Genomic DNA, 18662 nt, shown 5'->3' with positions numbered 1-18662 from the left:
AAATGTTTTTTTAAGTGAATAAGATTTAACTTCATGTTGTTTAGGGTTCTTTTAAAGAGCCCGATGTACGATGACACTTTGCTCTACCACCAAAATTGGGTTAATTGCCAGCAAAAGCATGGCTTACTGTACCATAAAAGGAATATTTGCAGTAGCCACATGATTATGACCGTCACTCACATAGACAAACAAACGGTAAGCGCCAAGCTTTGTAGGTACGCTGAGCAGTGCATTTGTCAGGGAATTTGCCGTCACCATATTGGGGATCGCTGCAGGCCTGCTTTCCCTGTCGCCACCCTGCTTAAGATCCGTTGCTTCAGGCAACAGTTCCCACCTGATCGTTAGTTTGTCTTTGTCCGGATCTGAAACAGAGATCACCACTAAATATTTCTCCTCGGGGTTGAGATGAATAGAACTGCGTGCACTTTTGCCATCTACCGTAAATGAACCGATATTGGGTGCCCGGTTTTGAGGCCATTTGCCACTCCATTCATATTGCATGACGTCAAATACTTCTGAGGTTTCTCCCGTTTCTGTAAACAGACCATACCATGTAGGTGTACGCTCCTGTTTCTGCCCCCAGAGAAATACATAGGAACCCAGACAACTCTTATCTTTCAGGATGGATGCTTCATATCGTGTTTTGTAGACTTCAGCTTTTTCTGTGCTGGTCTCTTCAACCGGGGCGCCCCATGATGTTTTCGGACATTCCCAATGCCCTGTGGGCCCCCACTCAGTGACCAGGTAAGGACCATTCCAGCCTGTGGTCCGTAGCTGATCAGGGACTTTGGCCAATCCGCCATATACCTGAACAGAAAGGAAATCAAGGTCAGGGCATTTAGCTTTGATGTGGTCTATTTCTATTTGATTGATGCCTGCAAGCATGGTAGTGGCAGGGTGGTTTGGATCTTCCTGATGGATCATTTTTGCAATGTCATTCACAGCATTCCAGACATTCGGATTTTTATAATCCAGGTTCAGTTCGTTCCCGATGCCCCAGGCCAGCAAAGCAGGATGGTCCTTATACTTCTGAACTTCCTTACGCAGGTGGTCCAGTTGTTTTTTTACCGCAACTGCGTCATTGTAGTTAAAACCATGACGTTCACGTGCTACATTCAGCCCCATCGTAACGGTTAGTCCAAGTTTTTCTGCCTTTTCCAGATTTGCCGCTCCGCTTCCTGTATCCCAGGTGCGGAAAGAATTTCCTCCTGCGATTTTTATGGCTTCGGTTTCTGATGTTCCACCTGCCCCTTTTACAAAATAAGGCTGTCCGTTTCTGATAAACGTATAACCCGTCGCTGTTTTCTTAATTTCAACCTTTAGTGCTTTGCTGTTTTGCTGGCTTGCATGAGTGGTCAATCCAGAACGAATCAATTTTGCGTCATCTGCTTCAATTTTGTGTACAGACATGACATTTACTGACGCTGAGGATGACGCGTTGAAACCCACGGTCAGTAAACAGCTTATGCCTAAAACAAGGAGATTCATACGCATGATTTCTTTCTTCATAATGCAATATAATGAATCCGTGTCTGATTTTGACCTTGATAAAATGGAACGGGATATAGCAGCATGTTATTTACAGAAAACGAATGTCTACTGTTTGGTGAACAAGTTCAACATATGTTTCATTTTCCCTGCCCTACTTTTGTCAAAAGTTATTTAAAACCAAATTATTTGAACATGACAAAGAAAGAAGCTTTATTAATCATTGACATTCAAAATGATTATTTTCCTGCAGGAGCCTACCCTTTAACAAACCCAGAGACAGCTGCAAAGAATGCTAAATTACTGATCGAAAAGTTTCGTTCGGATGGTAAAAATATCATTCATATACAGCACATCTCGACTCAGGTTGATGCCGGATTTTTATTACCTGGTACTGAAGGCGCTAACATTCACGAAGAGGTAGCACCTATTCCGAGCGAAAAAATCATTATAAAACACAGTCCTAACAGCTTTCATGAAACCGATTTATTGGACCATTTAGAAAAAGAACAGATTACCGATTTGGTAGTTTGTGGTATGATGACCCAAATTTGTGTCGATTCATCGGTCAGGGCTGCCAAAGACTATGCTTTTAATGTAACCCTAATTAGTGACGCATGTGCAACTTTGGATCTTGAATTTCAGGGGCAGAAAATAAGCGCAGAGCATGTGCAATTGTCATTCATAAGTGCTCTACAGTTTTTTTATGCTGATGTAACCACAACAAACCAATTTTTGCGCCAATCAATTTGAAACTGTAAAAAGTAGTATGTTGAGAAAAGACTATTTTTGGTATAATGGTCAAATCAATCGAACAAATTTATGAAGGCAGTGATATGGATAACTACTCTTCTTTTAATAAAAATATTCTCGAGTGCATAGATCTGTCGGAAGCCGAATTGACAAAACTCCATTCATTCTACAGGGTCAAAAGGGTCAAAAMAAAWRWKSRTNTTSTTKTRGNWASRKCAGSWTWRWRAAWTTGANNNGYATRTTCTTKWAGRAKGNKYWRRKWTSTKMMWTKRAGRSGNWAWSYTCYKGRARSATRTNNTTTANNWTYTRMMGTYGMASATKSRTGGGTCCTCGACATTGGGAGTTTCGTGTCTGGCAGTCCCGCAAAGTTAAATATTCAAGCATTAGAGGATTCAACGATCCTGACAATCGACCGGCTTCATAAAGAGCAATTGTATACTGAAATGCCTAAAGTGGAAAAATTATTCCGGATCATGAACCAAAAATCCCTGGCGGCGATGCATTTACGAATGATCAGCATGCTGTATAAAAATGCTGATCAAAGATATCTGGAATTTAATCAAAAATACCCCACATTAGCTCAACGGATAGCCCAACATCAAATCGCTGCATATCTGGGAATTTCACATGAATTTTTAAGTAAAGTCAAAAAACATCTCTTAAAAAAGAAAAAATGAAGCTAAAAGAAGTCTTGATTCACAATTATTCTATTTTTCGGTATAATTTGAATCGATACTGTCAGGGTTACACTAAAGCGACTATTTGGCCATGTTTCGCCGGATAACGACATCATACCGTTTTAACCTACAGGCACACTGCTTGCTGCTATGACTTTCCAGTTCCCGTCAAATGACTTCCAGATCCTGGTGAATTTCAGCTTGCTATCAAATGGCTGGTTCAAATAACTTCCCCTGATATCCTTAGTGACCAGGACCACGCAGGTATCTCCAAACACGCGCAACTGAAGGTCTGAGGCTACTAAACCGGTAATTTTTAAATCCCCGGTGATGTGTGGGGCCAGATCTTGCTTTTTGGAAAGTGTCATCCCCAGGTGGTTGACAAATACCAGCTGGTCGTGAAGCACATGATCCAGTACTGCCACATCGCTGCTTAAGATAGCAGCAACAATTTGTTCTTCTAACTTTAAGATTTCGCGCTCCATAGGTTTTTATAGTTTTATTTTGCTAAGATATTAAATTACCCATTTTGATTACCCCTCTAAAAGAAAGGTTGATGGGTTAGTCAGAACACCCACGCAACTTAATTCAAATGGTGTAATCTCTAGTAGCGTAATCCAAAGTCTAAAATGGTTCAACTTTAAGACGCACTAGGGCGCTAACCTAGTCCAAATATTGGCATTTAAATAGCCTTTAGAGTGATTTTTTTAAAAATTTTGACTAACCAAATTTCCCACCGTTTTATTTGTAAGGTTTTAACTGCCTATTTATTTAACCCTCCCAAAATCCTACCTCGTAACTAGGTTGTCCACTGAATATTCGGGATCGGCAGATATCTTCAAAGTAGGAATACAATTAATTCTTTTTACAACGCACCCGAAATTCCGGGGATTAAAATTTATTATATTTTTTCATTACATTGATTTACCCTATTTAGTATAAAGTCATGAAGAATCCCGTCTTTACAAACCCAAGCAACATTGAATCGGTCAGTTTCAAACGGATCTTTGAGGAAAACCCCGCACCCATGTACATCTTTGACCTTCATACATACGAATTTCTGGCAGTCAACGCTGCAGCCTTAAATCAGTACGGGTATCGAAAAGAAGAATTCCTCTCTATGAAAGCTCTGCAAATAAGGTCTGCGGAAGAAGTTAAACGTTTCAAAAAGGCTATCCGGGAAATAAAGGCTACTTATTCGGATTATGGAGTGTGGAAACACATCCGCAAAAGCGGTGAACAATTCTTTGTTCATATCTACGCTCATGGTAACATTTTCCAAAACAGGACTGCGAGGGTAGTTATGGCAATTGACATAGATCAAAAAGTCAAGGCAGAAAATGCACTGAAAGAAAAGAATATGGAGATTGCCGATATCCTTGAAAGTATCACTGATGGATTTTATGCCATGAACGAAAATTGGGAAGTCACTTATATCAACAAAGAAGCGGAATGGATCTTAAACTGTAAAAGAGGAGATTTGTTGGGAAAAAACCTATGGGAATTCTTTCCCAGATCCAAAGAGGGAAAGTTTTATCAAGAATACGAAAGGGCTTTAAAAGAAAAAATAAGCGTACATTTTGAGGAATGCTATACAGCACTTGGAGTTTGGGGMWCGATGCATGTATACCCCAAAAAAGATGGATTGGCCGTTTATTTTGTTGACATTACCGAGNAAAAAAAAAATCAGATTGAGCAATCAATGCATATGCAGATGATTGAAAAGCAAAATGATCAACTAAAAAAAATATCATGGATGCAGTCGCACGAAGTAAGGGCCCCACTTTCCAGCATATTGGGTCTGGTAGAATTGGTCAAAGAAAACAATGATAACTCATGCAATGCCGATGTTATAGATATGTTGAAAAAAGCGGCTGAGAACCTGGATAATGTAGTACGGAATATAACTGAACAGGCGCAGAGTGTCTATACAGCTTCTGCCTCAATGCCCGCCATCCCAGCTTCGAAATCACAAAGTGAGGAATAATAGAATAATGGAGCTCGCTCGATTGCCCTATGAGTTCATACAATTGCTTAAGCATGGCATTTGCCTGATTTTTGAATGTGGATCTTAATTGATGTACTTCATTCTTTGGCTAGCAGCTTCAAATAAGTAAAAATCTTCCCACTATGCTCCGCTTCGTGATAGTTAGCGGCTTGTAGTGCCTCGACATGATTTTTCACTTGAAATCCCATGGGTAACTCAAAGTGGTCATAGCTGACAAACAACCCGGATTCTAGATCTGATTCGAGGCGATTCACTGTATCAATCAATAAATGTTTCACCTCATTAACATCTGGAATACCTTTCCAAGAAGCTGGGGACGATCCAATTTTGAAGGACTCCTCAAATTCTTTAGATATATACATTGGTAATCCGCTACGCATATACATATGCCTCTGTTGAGAGGTGATGCAATGACCAATTTGCCAAATTATATTATTGTTAAAACCATCTGGAATTTTAAATAATATTTCGCAACTACTTTTTTCGATCAATTGTAATAGCCTAGTCCTGCTAGCCCTTAAAATTTCACATTCGAAACGTTCATTAATCATTTAAGTTGGTTTAAGTCCTTAGCAGCGGAAGAACCCGTAATATTTTCTAAAGTAACCTTTTCACATTAAAGTTCGAAATTGTTAACTTATTTTCAAGAATATACGAAAGGATTATATTGATTCAACTGTTTATGATACACTTCACGAAGCCAAGTAAGCCAGTTTTTTTAGCATACCGTTCTTAGTGCATACTTCAGTGAAAGTGGGGAAGAACCAGTTTGGGCCGAAAGGTCTCATCCACCTATAGGTTGACCGTTTTCAATCTATAGGGGGATGAGACCTTTTAGTTTTATAGCCTTTTTAGGGCATCTTCATTACCTAGTTTCGTATCGTTTTTTTGCACATGTGATTTTCCGAACTTATAGGTAAAGCCGACATAAACTCTTTTGCTATCAGTATTTATTCTCTCGGCAGATCGAAAAGTTCCGTAATTTCTCGCTATTAGGTAATCATTACGTTTAAATAACAATTCACTCCCTCCAAGCCTAAGCTGACCTTTGCCTTCCCATAAGTTGAGCAAAAAGGATGCGTCAACATTTTTATTTCCACTGTTATGTGAAAGATCCTGTACGTAATCAGTCCAGTAATAGGCATCTAACTGAAATTTGAGCCTCCTGGTAAATTTAAATATATGAGATGTTTTAAAATCAGAATGGAAAGCAGAAAGTTTATATTGCCGACCAAGGACCAGACCTTCTGCTTTGTTGTATCCTATTGGTGTACCACTGTTGATGGTCTCCCACCAATCATTGATCTGTAAAGGATAGAACAGGTAAAGGGAGATATCTGAAGCACTTTTCAGATTCTGTCTTGTATAGTAAGTGACCTTGGTTGTAAAATCCTGTTTTACCGGGAACAGTCCAATTAGCCCTTTGTTTTTTGTATAACTTAGCGACAGGTTGAGTTTATGGACATTTGCATTTAATGAGTATATGTTATAAAATGCCGGAACCAATGCTGGATTACCTTGCTCAATGGTATACTGATTTATCGCGACCAAATAGGGCACCAGTTCATAGTAAGGTGCACGACTAATTGTCTTTTTATAGGAAGCCGACACCTCAATGTCTTTATTCACGGTATGCTGATATAAGAATGTTGGAAAAAGGTTTGTATAATGCTGACGGAAGTGTCCTGCAAAATCAGCTTTGGTATCTTCCAGTCTTACTCCAGCCTGTAATTTAATATTTCTCCATCCTTTGGAGAGAATACCGTAGGCTCCGCTAATGGATTCCTGAAGTGTATTCTGACTGGAAAACTCCGGAACCTGTTGCATCTGCCCGCTTCGGTCATCTTCATAATTTACGCTTGTTCTGGAATTGGTTTGTTGATACTTCAACCCTGTTTCAAGTTTCCAGCTGTTCTGGAATTGACGTGTATAATCTGCCTGTGCAATATAAACGTCTATGGCCGCCTGATTCCGGTTTTGATATACGGGCGGAGTTTTGATCAGCTCACCCGAGGCATTATAGAGTGCAGATGGAAATTTCTGCAACATATTCCTCTTCCAGGGGGTAAAGGTTGTCAGAACCGTCAAGTCATGTTTACCCGAATCAGACAGTAAATGATAATTAAGGTTGTAGGTAGAAGACCAGACTGTCTGATTAAAATCAGCATCGGTAATTAAAGCAGAATCTGGCCTCAGATTTTCTTTTCCAAATTCATTTCGCGTTCCCCATGGTCCTTTAAATTTATAGTTGTTAGCATCTGCAAACAACCCAAAGGTTTGATTTTCACTCAACTGATAATCGATACTTCCTTGAAAGGAATACATATTATTATGGGAAAGACGCTTCCAGTTATTTGACATGAAATAGGAAGGATCAGCCGGATCCTGAAACCTGGTGGAAGTCACGCCGAAAAAATTGTCACCTTTAATGATCCCTCCGTTTGCATACATGGTTAAACGATTGCGTTTATAGGTCCCTGAAAGATTTGTGCTGCCGTTCGCATATTTCCCTGTAGAACCGTCAAGCCTAAAATTGCCTGTAAAACCTTCGGCTTGACTCTTTTTGGTTATGATGTTAATTACTGCGCCATAGGAAGCATCATATTTAGCTGATGGGTGGGTGATTAATTCAATTTTCTGGATATTTCCAGCAGGCATTGTCTGTAGTATGTTTTCGAGGGATACATCCGGCACAGGCTTACCGTCAATTAAAATCATTGTTTTTTTCCCTTGCAGACTTACACTGTTGTCTGCACCAACTCTTACGAAAGGAGCCGATCGGAGCAACTGTAAAGAGTTACCGGTAGCCATTGCACTGTTTTCGACATTATAAATCAGCCTGTCCCCTTTGCTCTCTACCAGTGGTCTGGATGAAGTGATCTTGACTTCCTTTAGAGTTTCCTCAGAAGCCCGCATTGCAATGGGTTCCATAGCAGGCCTTACAGCTCCACCAACAGTAAATGGTTTGGTGGTGTAAGGATATTTTCCAACTGCCGAAATCCTTATCTTATAAATACCGGCTTGAATGGCTGTGAAAGTAAAATTGCCGTTGGTATCGGTTAAAACATTTTGTACCAAAGTAGAATCCACCGCGGTCAATAATGTTACTTTAGTATAAACCAGGGGCAGCTGATGCTCGTCCAATACTCGTCCCTGAACCTGGTCCCGTGCTGATGAATCCTGCGCCGGTAATTTTAAGGCTCCTATCTGTTGTGTATCCCGAACAGCCCGGGCAGGTTTTGGAAATATGGAATAATTCTGCTCATCAACTTTGTACCAGGAAAGATTTAACGGGCCTAATAAACTATTCAATACCTGACTGATTGATTTGCCTTTGTATAAGCTGGCATCATAATTTACTTTTTGAGGTTTGACATTAGCTTCTTCGTATAAAAAGTTTACTTTGAATTGTGCAGTTAATGCAGAGAGTACCTTGACCAGAGGCTGTGATGTTGCCGTGGGGCTTATTTGTCTGACCATAGCGACAGCGGGACTGAAAAGGATCATACAGACTAAATTAATGAGTCCTGTTTTTAAATGCTTTCTCATGATGCTGCCCTTAATTAGTTTTAATGATGAGTTCACGGGATTCATTATTTCGGGTAATACTGAGGTTTAACGTAACTGCAATTAACTCGAGTAAAACTTTATCATTTTTGGAACTTACTGCTCCTGAAAGTTTTCTTGTTAAAATCTGTGGGTCCTCTACCCTGACTTTATAGCCGTAAGTGTCTTCAAGGTAATTGAATATTTTTACAAGTGGAACGTTCCTGAAATAAAGCTTCCCGTCTTTCCATGAAGCATATTCAACGACGTTAATGGATTTCTTGTCTAATTTTCCTCCCGTATATTCTACTATTTCCCCTGGGTTAAGAATTAATGTTTTATCCTTTTCGTTACGCAGACGCAGACTAATTTTGCCATCCAGCAAGGCAACTTCTGTCCGACCTCTTCTGTCATTGACATTAAAGGAGGTACCGAGTACTTCTACATTTAATGCACCGGTGTGTACGATAAAACGCTGATGATTTTTAACTGGCCCATTTTTATGAAGACGATTTACTTTCAAGAATGCTTCACCTTCAATCCATACTTCCCTGATTTCACTGTCATCCCAGCTCCTATCATATTTGATATGAGAATTTGCATTTAGGGTCACCTGTGATCCATCTGGCAAAGTCACCGTTTGCAGTTGTCCGTAAGGCGTTTGAATAGATACCTGCTGGAAGCTTGAATAAAATAAACCAGCTGTGAAAAGTACACCAACTAAGATAGCTGCTGCAGCATACCGGGCCCAAAGACTGATCGATCTTTGTGGGTTGACACTTAGGGTAGTTCTTGCAGCAATAGTATTCCAGATTTCTTGTTGTTCGTTTTTACCGAGTATTGCCGTTTCAAAATGCATAGACAGTATAATCTCTGTTGCCTCCCGGATAATTGGACTCAGGCCGGGATAAATTTGCTGGATGCTGCTCCATTTGAGGTCCAGTTCTTTAGTGGGTTGACTAACCCACAGCATAAAAGATTTGTCATTGATCAGATCTTTCAGGGCATAGGATTGGTAATCGCTTAATTGTTTCTCCATCTTCACTGTTTTGATCCTATTAGCTGAAAAAGAAACGTTTTACCCCATCAAAATGAATATATTTTATATCAATCTGATTATCAGTTAAATAATCTTAAATTAAACATCAGATAAAGCAGAAGTAAATCTTCTTTAGATAGGTTGTCACGCAAAAAATCCAATGATCTGGCCATTATTTTATAACTTGCTTTAACGGTGATTCCCATGACTTCTGCAATTTCTTCATAGGAAAGCTGCTCATAGAATTTTAGAAAAATAGCCTCTCTTTGCCGGGCGGTAAGGCTGGAAATAGTTAATTGGAGCTGTTCACTGATTGCTTTACGCCTTTCACCATCAATCAGTGCTTCTTCTATATTCAGACTGACATTAAATTCATAGTTTTCAATTTCATCAAAATTGCGATGTTTTTGTAACTGAGCAACTTTTTTAAGAATGAGGTTTCTGAAAGATTTATAGAGGTAATTTTTAACGTGCACTGGAATGCCAATTGAATTCCTTTTCGTCCAGATCTGAACAAACAGCTCCTGGATACACTCTTTTATCAGATCCTTATCCATGGAAAATTTCGCTCCATAGTTATACAATCCAGGGGAGTATTCTTGATAAAGAAAGGAAAAAGAGGCTACATCGCCTGTTTTGAAGGCTTTCCAACGCAGGTTTTCTGATTCGCTGAAATTAGGATATGGAGTTTGCAAAGTGATCTATTWGCTRMKAWMRKAMAACTTTTAGGTTGTGTTCAAACAGAGTGGCCTTGCAAAACGCTCGGCAGTGGACGTGTAACTAGCTTCCTGCCGTGTTAAATTGACTTCCATATGGGAAATTTGGAAGGTCAGGATTAGGGAATTAGTCACTCATACAACAGATAATATTCAATTCCCTAATTCCTCGAATAAGTCCGGATCCATGGATGAATATTTTATGGGTATTGTATCTCCAACAGAAAATCGCCTGTCAGCTTCAACATCATCCATAATTGAATGATTATATACCCTTCCTCTTAAAGTATAAGTAAACTTAATTATTATTCTTGGGTAACTTTTGTGACCGCTCATGTATTTAACTGATGTAACTGTGGCATAAGCCTTTCTACCATACATATTAAGCTGATTATCAGCATAGTTATTGTGAAGAATGTTGAGCAATAGAAGTGTCGATCCTGCTAAAAGGACGAAGGTTAAGCCTTTGACTAAGTAGTTCCCAGAAAACCATAGCTGAATTAAAAAATAAATAGATGACGCAATAGCTAACTGATCGAGTCCATCGAGCCTTGAAAGCTTATGTGAATAATATATATGGACATAGCCACAAGCGACAATTCCTGCAGACAATATTAAAGTTAGAATATTGATTTTTTTCATAGTGAAAAACTATCTTGTAAAAAACGAAAACTCGTAGATTAAAAGCAAGAATCCAAAGTAAGTTTTACGTTTGTACTTTTCATGCTAATTCTGGTTAAAAAATCAACTTTTTCTGGTTCATCCCACCTCGAGAAGACAATATATTTTGAAAAATCAAGCTCAGCTATGTGCTGTATATCCTCTTCGTCAAAGTCCATTTGCTTTAGAACACCCAATAACTTAAACTTATTTACATAGGTCTTAGCCATAAGTCCACATCTCCAGTGCTTCTTGCATAGCCATGAAATATTACAGAGTAACCAACAATTACAATAAAATCAACTTTGCATAATAAATGTTACTTTAATAGGTCCTGGTGTTTTTCTATAAACAGATTCATCCAGCTGTGATTATTCTGATTTTGCGTGTAGCAGTTCTGTTTTTTAGGTCCTCTCTACTGACATGATACACTCGTAAAATAAGTTCGACAGGCTGCCTCAAACGGTCAACAGGTGATTGTTTAATAATATCCTGTATCTCCTTTTCTTTCGCAGCGTCAAGTGAATTGAAAATATGTATCCTAGTTTTCATTTTATTCGACAATCAGTTCCTATAAATGTAAATATATCTTTCTAAACATGAAACACGCGCATCTTATACGCTTAAAAGTATTTTGATCCAAGCAGTTGAATGGAAATCGACCTGATAGTAGCACCCAGTCCGGTACTCTCAGAGATATTCCGTACACACCAATTTCTTGAGGATTTGAAGGTAGTGGCAGAAATAAAAAAATATATTAATGATAAGAGAAGTACGCCACTAAGGTTCCGAAAACCCTGAATTTCCTTCGAAAATTTATGAGAAAATAACAGTATGAAGTAACTCCCATATGGGAAATTTAGGAGGTCAGGATTTCCCATATGGGAGTTATCTTTTAAAATATCTTTAGTGATAAAAAGCAACTTACATTAAAATCTAATCCCATCTAAGTTAATGCTTTATCCAGCTCCTCCCTAGTTGCAATGGCAGGGATTAGCAAACCTTCTTTTTCCTCTTCGTCCAATGGGGTTTGTCCATCAATATAAACTATATCTAATCCCATAAAATTTAGGCATGTTATTTTTTATATCTTCGGTTCTCTCCTTTATCGCTTTTTCAATTCTTTCCTTAGAATTCTCCTCGTCTTCTAATTTCATGGTGTTTGATGTACGTAAACCGATTTTCGAAGCTAGCTCCATTGCCTTTTTTTCTATTAAAGTATCTAACGAACCATCCTTTGGTATAAAGCCATAAACCAATTCCATATCTAATACCCTTCCCACCTCTCTTAGGGATTTTAGCGTAATCGAACCATCCCTTTCTCTTTTTTCAATGTCCAAAATACCTTGTTTGGTAACCGACAATTTATTCTCCAATTGTTGCTTTGACATACCTAAAGTAGTACGAATGGCTTTAATCCAACCATTCGGTGGAACAGCAACCTGCTTTAAGGTAACAAAGCTTAATAATTTATTATTAAGCTGTTGAATCATTAATGACTGTTTTCCCATATAAGTAAAGGTTTAACTTGACAAGCTACCAGCAAAAGCAAGCATATAACTTTACAAAACCAAATAAAAGTAAAGCTATAACTTAACCTATTTTGATTTATACTTAGTTATAAATGCCCAGTGATAGTAGGCATATAGGTAGCCATCAAACTAGTACTTTGCCATTAGCGTAAGGTATATTGACAACATGAGAAATAGGCATTTAACACTTCTTCAACGTTGATTCTATGTGCAGTAATTACGATAAAAATCGTTATCCCATGTGGGAAATCTGCAAAGGCTTGATTTCCCACATGGGATTATCCTCATATCTCGCGTTCAAAGTAAAGGACTAACTGTATAGGACTGACTTTTTGTTAACTGTAAAATGAAACCCGTATCGGACCGTTCCTTTAAAAATCACATTATAGGACCAGACAATATTTTCATTTCGTAACCCAATCCAAATAATTCTCTTGATCTAGTATGGTAAATAAAGYATMRKKAKAAGNNTWMCYAAAAGCAATTGGTTTCTTCGCATTGTTATTTTTCCACTTGCATTCAAATGCATGTAGTTTCCCATTATGAGATTCTATCAGGTCTATTTCCTGCCCATCATAAGTCCTCCAGAAAAAATATTGAGGATAATGACCGTTATAGGTGTTATTTTTAATCCTTTCGCTCAGTATATATTGCTCCCACAGTTGCCCAATGTCATTGCGTTGGCTTAAAGGGCTAAAATTGTTGATCAGTGCATTTCTTAATCCATTATCAAAAAAATACCATTTCTTACTTTTAGTTACTTCTTTGCGCAAGTTGTTACTATACCCTGTTAACGGATAAATAATAAATACTTTACTCAATAGATCAAGATATCGTTCTACGGTAATTTTATTTAACTGTAAACTATTTCCAATCTCTACTGTACTTACCTGGCTTCCAACTTGCCAGGCGAGCATTTGTAATAATTTGTACAACACATCTGCACCTTTCACATTTTCTATGGTCAATAAATCCTTAAGCAGATAACTGCTGACCATTTGTTTCAAATAATTCTCTTTTTCTTGTAAACTATCTAAATGCCACAACTCCGGATAACTGCCATAAATCAATCTTTGCTCTAAATTTCTTGCAGTAGTTATATAGTCTTCAACGGTTGACAATTCTGTTTGAGCGATTGGATATAATTGATAAATGATGTTTCTTCCAACTAACGGCTCTCCAGTTGCATATACCAGATCAAAGCTACTACTACCAGTTGCAATGACAGTAATACCTTTGATCCCGTCAATCATCAATTTCAATATTTTACCGATCTCAGGTATCGTTTGCGCTTCATCTATAATCACTATTTTCTTACCGCCGATCAGTTGAGTATAATTTGCGATTGTCCGACGCTGCAAAATTTCCGAAATCTGCATATCCTCTCCCTGAAGTAAAAGCGTATCATTGGGATATTTGCTCACAATATTTTCAATGATAGTGGTTTTTCCAGTACGACGGGTACCATACAACATTAGCACTTTTTGAGTACCTAGTTTTGCAACCATTTGCTGCTGCACTAACCTTGGTATATCCATTTTTGATAATTTAGTCACACGACTGACGTAATTTATATAAATTAAGTCATTACACTGACGCAATTTACAAAAAAATTAAGTAAATAATAAATAATGACCTAAATGATAGTAGCTGATCGAATGATTATCCAAATATTCTTTCTAAAAAAAACCGAATTCCGTTGTCATCTGACCCCATCCTCATGATCTTCAATAACGCAGATTTCGGCAAAAACGTTTATCAGTTCATCCATGTCATTGCTGATCTGGTGTCCCAGAAAATCAATATCAAGAGTGGGTCTGGCATAATCCTGTTCAACAGCGTACATCAGCACCCCGCCTTTAAGATATAACTTATCCCTGTATTGACTTAAAGACAACCGGTATAGCAGACGTTCGTATATAGGTATCGGATCATCAGTTGTTGAAATTCTACTTTTTTGGCTTTAGCAATGTTGTATAGCGTAGCCCGTATTGACTTTCCGACATTTTTTTTCACAGTTGCACCTCCAGATAAGTTTTCACTATTTTCTCTACACGCATAGCCCTGGCGTAATCGATCAGTTTCGTCAAATTACGATCCTTTCGTTTAAGATAATTTTTAAGTATTTCTGCAAAAGTTTCGGTGCCGATCTTGGCCCGGAACTTCACGGCATCGCAGACAGACTTGTGGATATCATACATTTTAACATCAGTCCCATCAATTTTAACCTGAGTTACACCAAGCTCCAGGTAATTCTTCTGCCAGTAGTGCAATTTGATAAAAGGGTATTCAGGAAGGGTAACCTTCCGGCTCTTTTCAATGGCCACATGAAAGGCTTGCGGCATTTGTACGGTCAATCCATAATGAAACCAGGCTGAATATAGACAAAGCACACCACCGGATACTATATTTGTTAGGTTTATCAGCTCAGAGCGACTAGACATGCCTTCCATAAAATAAAGCCCATTTTTAATCCGTTCTATTTTCCCCACGCTAATTAGCCTGCGAATTTCTTCATACATATTTCTATCGGGCAGCTGAGACCGGGTCAGATATCCGTTATTCTTTTTGAAGAGTGATGCAATACTTTGCGATTTCATGACAACATACAGTTACCTATGTACAAACTTTCTTTTTATAGAAACACGATATAGACCAATTGTAAAACTTACTGCTTCTATTAACATTAGCAGTGTATTTTTACAACCAACAAATTCACTTCTCTCAAGGATCTATTGCGACAAGGTAACCTTCGTTTTGCGGATCAAATACAGATGGGAAGCTATGGACGCAGAAAATGAAGCCATAGAACAATCAAAAAAGACAGGCCGCCCATTTCAGGCGGAAGTACTCCATAATGGAGATACAATCAAACAATTGCTAGCTCGTAGCAGATATGTGTTGTATAAAAAGCCTTCGGGCTGGACAGATAGCCAAAAAGATCGTGCAGAACTCTTATTTGAAAGATTTCCCGATCTTAGAATTGCTTACGGACTAAGTATGGGACTTAGTCAGCTCTTTGAAAATACAACAGACAAAGTCTTTGCTCTAGCTAATCTCGCCAAATGGCATGAGAAAGTAAGGCAAACTGGTTTCAAGGCTTTTAATACAATTGCCCGCTCGATACAAAACCACTATCAAACCATTCTCAACTACTTTGATAATAGATCCACGAATGCTTCTGTAGAATCTTTCAATGCTAAGATAAAGGCTTTCAGATCGCAGTTTAGGGGAGTCAAAAACATTGAATTCTTTCTGTACAGACTAACTCAACTATATGCTTAGTAACCGAAAATAACGGCCTTTAAACACCCAAAAATGCCATAAAATAAAAAAGGATACAGTTTTTAGCTGTATCCAGTCTCGTGCTCCCTTTCGAACTGAACTCAAAAAAATTTATTGATGATTTAAGCAAAATCGCAAGGATTAGTGAGTTGGTTACCCAGGAACCCCTTAGTAGAGATTTTGCGTTAAAATATAAGCGAACCTGGAAAAAGAAAAAGAATGAAAAATAGCTTACACAGTGAAATTTGGCAGATAATTATCTTATCCAAGCACCAATCAACTCAGATCAAATGATGCAGCTGCAGTCTCTAGTGGGGTATTTTTATGTGTATAAAAACACGCATTTATCTCTACTAGAGATGTGCAAAAAACAGAGTTTATCTCTAGTAGAGTAAATGCGCATTAATCACTGTTCCAATGAAACTATAGTCGTACTTATGACTTTGGAAAATGACATAGCATAACTTCAATGGAATGATCTTTTGGAATCATCAGGCAGTTTGAATTCATAGCTCAATGAATGATCATAGGTATCTTTCACATGGCGGTGAAAATGAGGATGATCTTTGCGATTAGTAATTGTAGAATTACAATGCATAGAATGAAATAGTTGTTCGTTAACACCTTGTGTGGATTTGAACATCATGGTCGATATCGATGTCCAAAAAATCCAACTCATACCCACAAAGTACCCTTCGCCTAATCAACCAGATCGGTAGAGCAGGTTTCAGATATATAGCCTAGCGTTGCAGACGGTCATATTTGCATCATTGACCTGATCACCTCGGCTGTCGCCAAAGCCCATTACCAAATTGACTACTGAAGAGTTATTCAAATTCAACAACGACCAGACTGACTCTATCCAAAAAATCACGAGCCCCGTAGAAATCAAAATATTTATCATTTAATAAACGACACTTCAACTGCAAGGGCAAAAAATGTCCCCACTTGGAAAACTCCATTATCGAAGGCTTAGTTAACACTATGTTCTCAAGGTGAAAATCAATATCTTCTAATATCTGAATTGCTTCTGCGATAAAACTAAGCAGCTCCGCTTTTCCACCGGTGAACGTAAAACTACTAGTTTGTTCCAGATAATTACTTTCCTGACCAATCAGGTCAAATAAAAAATGTAAGCTTTTATTAACCCGGGTGCCATGGAAAGAATATAGCTGTATTGTGCCTTCCTTTAATAAAGCCGGTCGATCATCCTCGAGACTTTCAATCCTATAATTTCTAAACTCCGATCGGAATTCTCTGAGGATGTCGATTGAAGTTTCATCCAGTTCAGGTATTTCCTCGGATTCAGTCAGCAATTGAAGCATCCGCTCCCTGATCTTTGGGTGCAAATCAGCCCCTGAACCGGAGAATATTGGCTTCTTACCATCTTTAGCAGGAATAACCGAAATCTTTTTAGCCGTGTGGTCTACCTCGATAATCTTCCAAATACGAGCTGCAAGCAACAGATTTTCATCCTCATTGAGCTGCGGCGAGAAGGGAATTTCGCCGATAGGCTTATCATAATTTAATACTTTATAAGCCGGTTCAGTCTTGAAGACGCTGTAAAAATCTTTATTGTTCACCACCCATTCTCCTTCAACACCAATGATAAGCTCTCCTCCAATCAATTCAAGCAGATCCTTTTCGAGCAGTTGTGTTAAAATAGCATCAAAATCCTGCTCAGCAACCTGGTCAAAAGCATAATTTTCCCGCACTCGTTCCCAAAGCATCGCCCTTGTACAACCAGATAACTGCTTTACATAGGCCAGCATTTGGTGCAATAAGATATCAAATGGCTGCCGAACTACATTCACAGGCTCAATAAAACCTTCTTTATACAAATCAAAGCAGGCGAGCGACTGCAGCAAATTCCATTTATCAGTGGCATAAAACAACAGTTTACTCACTTCACCATCCCGCCTGCCACTTCTGCCAATGCGTTGAATCAAAGAAGAGATAGAATAGGTCGCGTCAACCTGAACCACCTTATCAACCGAACCTATATCAATGCCAAGCTCCAGGGTAGAAGTGCAGGAAATGGCAAACGGGAAACGGACATTGGTCTTAGCAAAATGTTCGATATATTCGCGGAGCTCTTTATCAATAGATGAATGATGGGAAAAATAATTTGAATGCCCATTTACTTTGTCTGAAATCTTTTTCAGCTTGACTGCTATTTCCTCTGCACGGCCACGACTATTGGGAAATATCAGCACTTTGTTTGCCATAGTATTCAAGTACAAATCTTTCATTAATGCTAACGGCAAATCAGCGGCTTCCATTTTGAAGTATTTGAAATTCGCTTCCATCTCCTTGGCCGTTCTATCTAAAAGAACTTTAGTATGATCAGGATCTCCTGTCATCTTTTTAGCTTCAGTATAGTCACCGATCGTTGCAGAAAGTCCAACTACTACAAACCTATGAGTATTTAAATACCGTAATCTTGAAAGGATTGATTTTAGCTGAATACCTCTGTCTGCACCAATGAAGGAATGAATCTCATCAATAACCACATATTTTAAACCTGAAAATAGCGTCTTCGCATTATAAGGTGCATTAACAAGCATTGCCTCCAAAGACTCCGGAGTTATTAAAAGTACTCCATTCGGATTTTTCACCAGATTCTTTTTCCTTGCCTGGCTGGCCTCGCCGTGCCACTTAGTTACACTGACATCCAAATAAGCACAAAGATCTTCAATCCTTGTGAACTGATCATTGATTAAAGCTATCAGGGGTGAAATATATAATACCTGGACACTTGGTTGGGCAAAATCAACTTTGGAAAGAATCGGCAAAAAAGCCGCCTCGGTTTTCCCGGATGCAGTCCTGGAAGCGAGTATCAAGTTCAGCGAAGTGGTCATGATCTTTTCTATCGCCGCCGCTTGGATCGGACGTAATGATTCCCAGCGTTTATCGCGTATATACTTCCTAACAGGTTCAGACAGCAGCTCAAACACC

The 18662-nt window shown here is 38.6% G+C and carries 16 protein-coding genes and 1 pseudogene; 4 read left to right on the top strand and 13 right to left on the bottom strand.

Features of this window, described 5'->3' with window-relative positions; all coding sequences use genetic code 11:
- Positions 1-123: 123 nt before the first annotated feature.
- Entirely contained in the window at positions 124-1509 is a 1386-nt protein-coding gene (locus N824_RS04715) for a hypothetical protein (protein ID WP_152541982.1), read from the bottom strand.
- Positions 1510-1683: 174 nt separating this feature from the next.
- On the opposite strand from N824_RS04715, the gene N824_RS04705 reads away from it, so the two are divergent.
- On the top strand, positions 1684-2241 hold the full coding sequence (locus N824_RS04705) for a cysteine hydrolase family protein (protein WP_048903971.1): 558 nt from the start codon (positions 1684-1686) through the stop codon (positions 2239-2241).
- A gap of 473 nt (positions 2242-2714) precedes the next feature.
- Positions 2715-2918 carry a hypothetical protein gene (locus N824_RS30045; RefSeq protein WP_152541981.1) on the top strand — a complete coding sequence of 68 codons (204 nt, stop codon included), beginning with the start codon at positions 2715-2717 and terminating at the stop codon, positions 2916-2918.
- A gap of 122 nt (positions 2919-3040) precedes the next feature.
- Here the strand turns inward: N824_RS30045 and N824_RS04695 are convergent, their stop codons facing one another.
- Positions 3041-3403, bottom strand: a complete 363-nt coding sequence (locus N824_RS04695; protein WP_048903970.1) for a nuclear transport factor 2 family protein — start codon at positions 3401-3403, stop codon at positions 3041-3043.
- A gap of 461 nt (positions 3404-3864) precedes the next feature.
- Between N824_RS04695 and N824_RS04690 the strand changes: the two genes are divergently transcribed.
- A complete protein-coding gene (locus N824_RS04690; RefSeq protein WP_048903969.1) occupies positions 3865-4905 on the top strand; it encodes a PAS domain S-box protein in 1041 nt (346 codons plus the stop codon).
- A gap of 98 nt (positions 4906-5003) precedes the next feature.
- On the opposite strand, the gene N824_RS04685 is transcribed toward N824_RS04690, so the two are convergent.
- The 10 genes and pseudogenes from N824_RS04685 to N824_RS04635 form a co-directional block, all read right to left on the bottom strand.
- Positions 5004-5477 carry a DinB family protein gene (locus N824_RS04685; RefSeq protein WP_048903968.1) on the bottom strand — a complete coding sequence of 158 codons (474 nt, stop codon included), beginning with the start codon at positions 5475-5477 and terminating at the stop codon, positions 5004-5006.
- Positions 5478-5766: 289 nt separating this feature from the next.
- Positions 5767-8475, bottom strand: a complete 2709-nt coding sequence (locus N824_RS04680; RefSeq protein WP_235206989.1) for an outer membrane beta-barrel protein — start codon at positions 8473-8475, stop codon at positions 5767-5769.
- Positions 8476-8485: 10 nt separating this feature from the next.
- The gene (locus N824_RS04675) at positions 8486-9511 is read right to left on the bottom strand and encodes a FecR family protein (RefSeq protein WP_048903966.1); all 1026 of its coding nucleotides are present in this window, start codon (positions 9509-9511) and stop codon (positions 8486-8488) included.
- Positions 9512-9591: 80 nt separating this feature from the next.
- Positions 9592-10206, bottom strand: a complete 615-nt coding sequence (locus N824_RS04670) for an RNA polymerase sigma factor (protein ID WP_048903965.1) — start codon at positions 10204-10206, stop codon at positions 9592-9594.
- Between the two features lie 174 nt (positions 10207-10380).
- Positions 10381-10869, bottom strand: coding sequence for a DUF3592 domain-containing protein (locus N824_RS04665; RefSeq protein WP_048903964.1), 489 nt, complete (start codon positions 10867-10869; stop codon positions 10381-10383).
- Positions 10870-10907: 38 nt separating this feature from the next.
- Positions 10908-11117 (bottom strand): hypothetical protein, encoded by a 210-nt coding sequence (locus tag N824_RS04660; RefSeq protein WP_048903963.1) that lies wholly within the window; start codon positions 11115-11117, stop codon positions 10908-10910.
- A gap of 807 nt (positions 11118-11924) precedes the next feature.
- Entirely contained in the window at positions 11925-12398 is a 474-nt protein-coding gene (locus N824_RS04650; protein WP_048903961.1) for a transcriptional regulator, read from the bottom strand.
- Between the two features lie 425 nt (positions 12399-12823).
- Positions 12824-13957, bottom strand: a pseudogene (locus tag N824_RS04645) (ATP-binding protein).
- Between the two features lie 164 nt (positions 13958-14121).
- A complete protein-coding gene (locus N824_RS28870) occupies positions 14122-14328 on the bottom strand; it encodes a nucleotidyl transferase AbiEii/AbiGii toxin family protein (protein ID WP_255327410.1) in 207 nt (68 codons plus the stop codon).
- Positions 14329-14431: 103 nt separating this feature from the next.
- Positions 14432-15019: a type IV toxin-antitoxin system AbiEi family antitoxin domain-containing protein gene (locus tag N824_RS04635; RefSeq protein WP_048903959.1), complete on the bottom strand. Its 588-nt coding sequence runs from the start codon at positions 15017-15019 to the stop codon at positions 14432-14434.
- Here N824_RS04635 and N824_RS04630 point away from each other — a divergent pair.
- A complete protein-coding gene (locus tag N824_RS04630; RefSeq protein ID WP_200869815.1) occupies positions 15018-15704 on the top strand; it encodes a transposase in 687 nt (228 codons plus the stop codon). The genes N824_RS04635 and N824_RS04630 overlap by 2 nt on opposite strands.
- An 827-nt stretch (positions 15705-16531) precedes the next feature.
- Here N824_RS04630 and N824_RS04625 read toward each other — a convergent pair.
- Positions 16532-18661: a DEAD/DEAH box helicase gene (locus N824_RS04625; protein WP_048903958.1), complete on the bottom strand. Its 2130-nt coding sequence runs from the start codon at positions 18659-18661 to the stop codon at positions 16532-16534.
- Position 18662 lies beyond the last annotated feature (1 nt).

It is taken from the genome of Pedobacter sp. V48, assembly GCF_000523515.1.
Taxonomy (GTDB): domain Bacteria; phylum Bacteroidota; class Bacteroidia; order Sphingobacteriales; family Sphingobacteriaceae; genus Pedobacter.
This window is presented reverse-complemented; position numbering and strand designations above follow the sequence as displayed.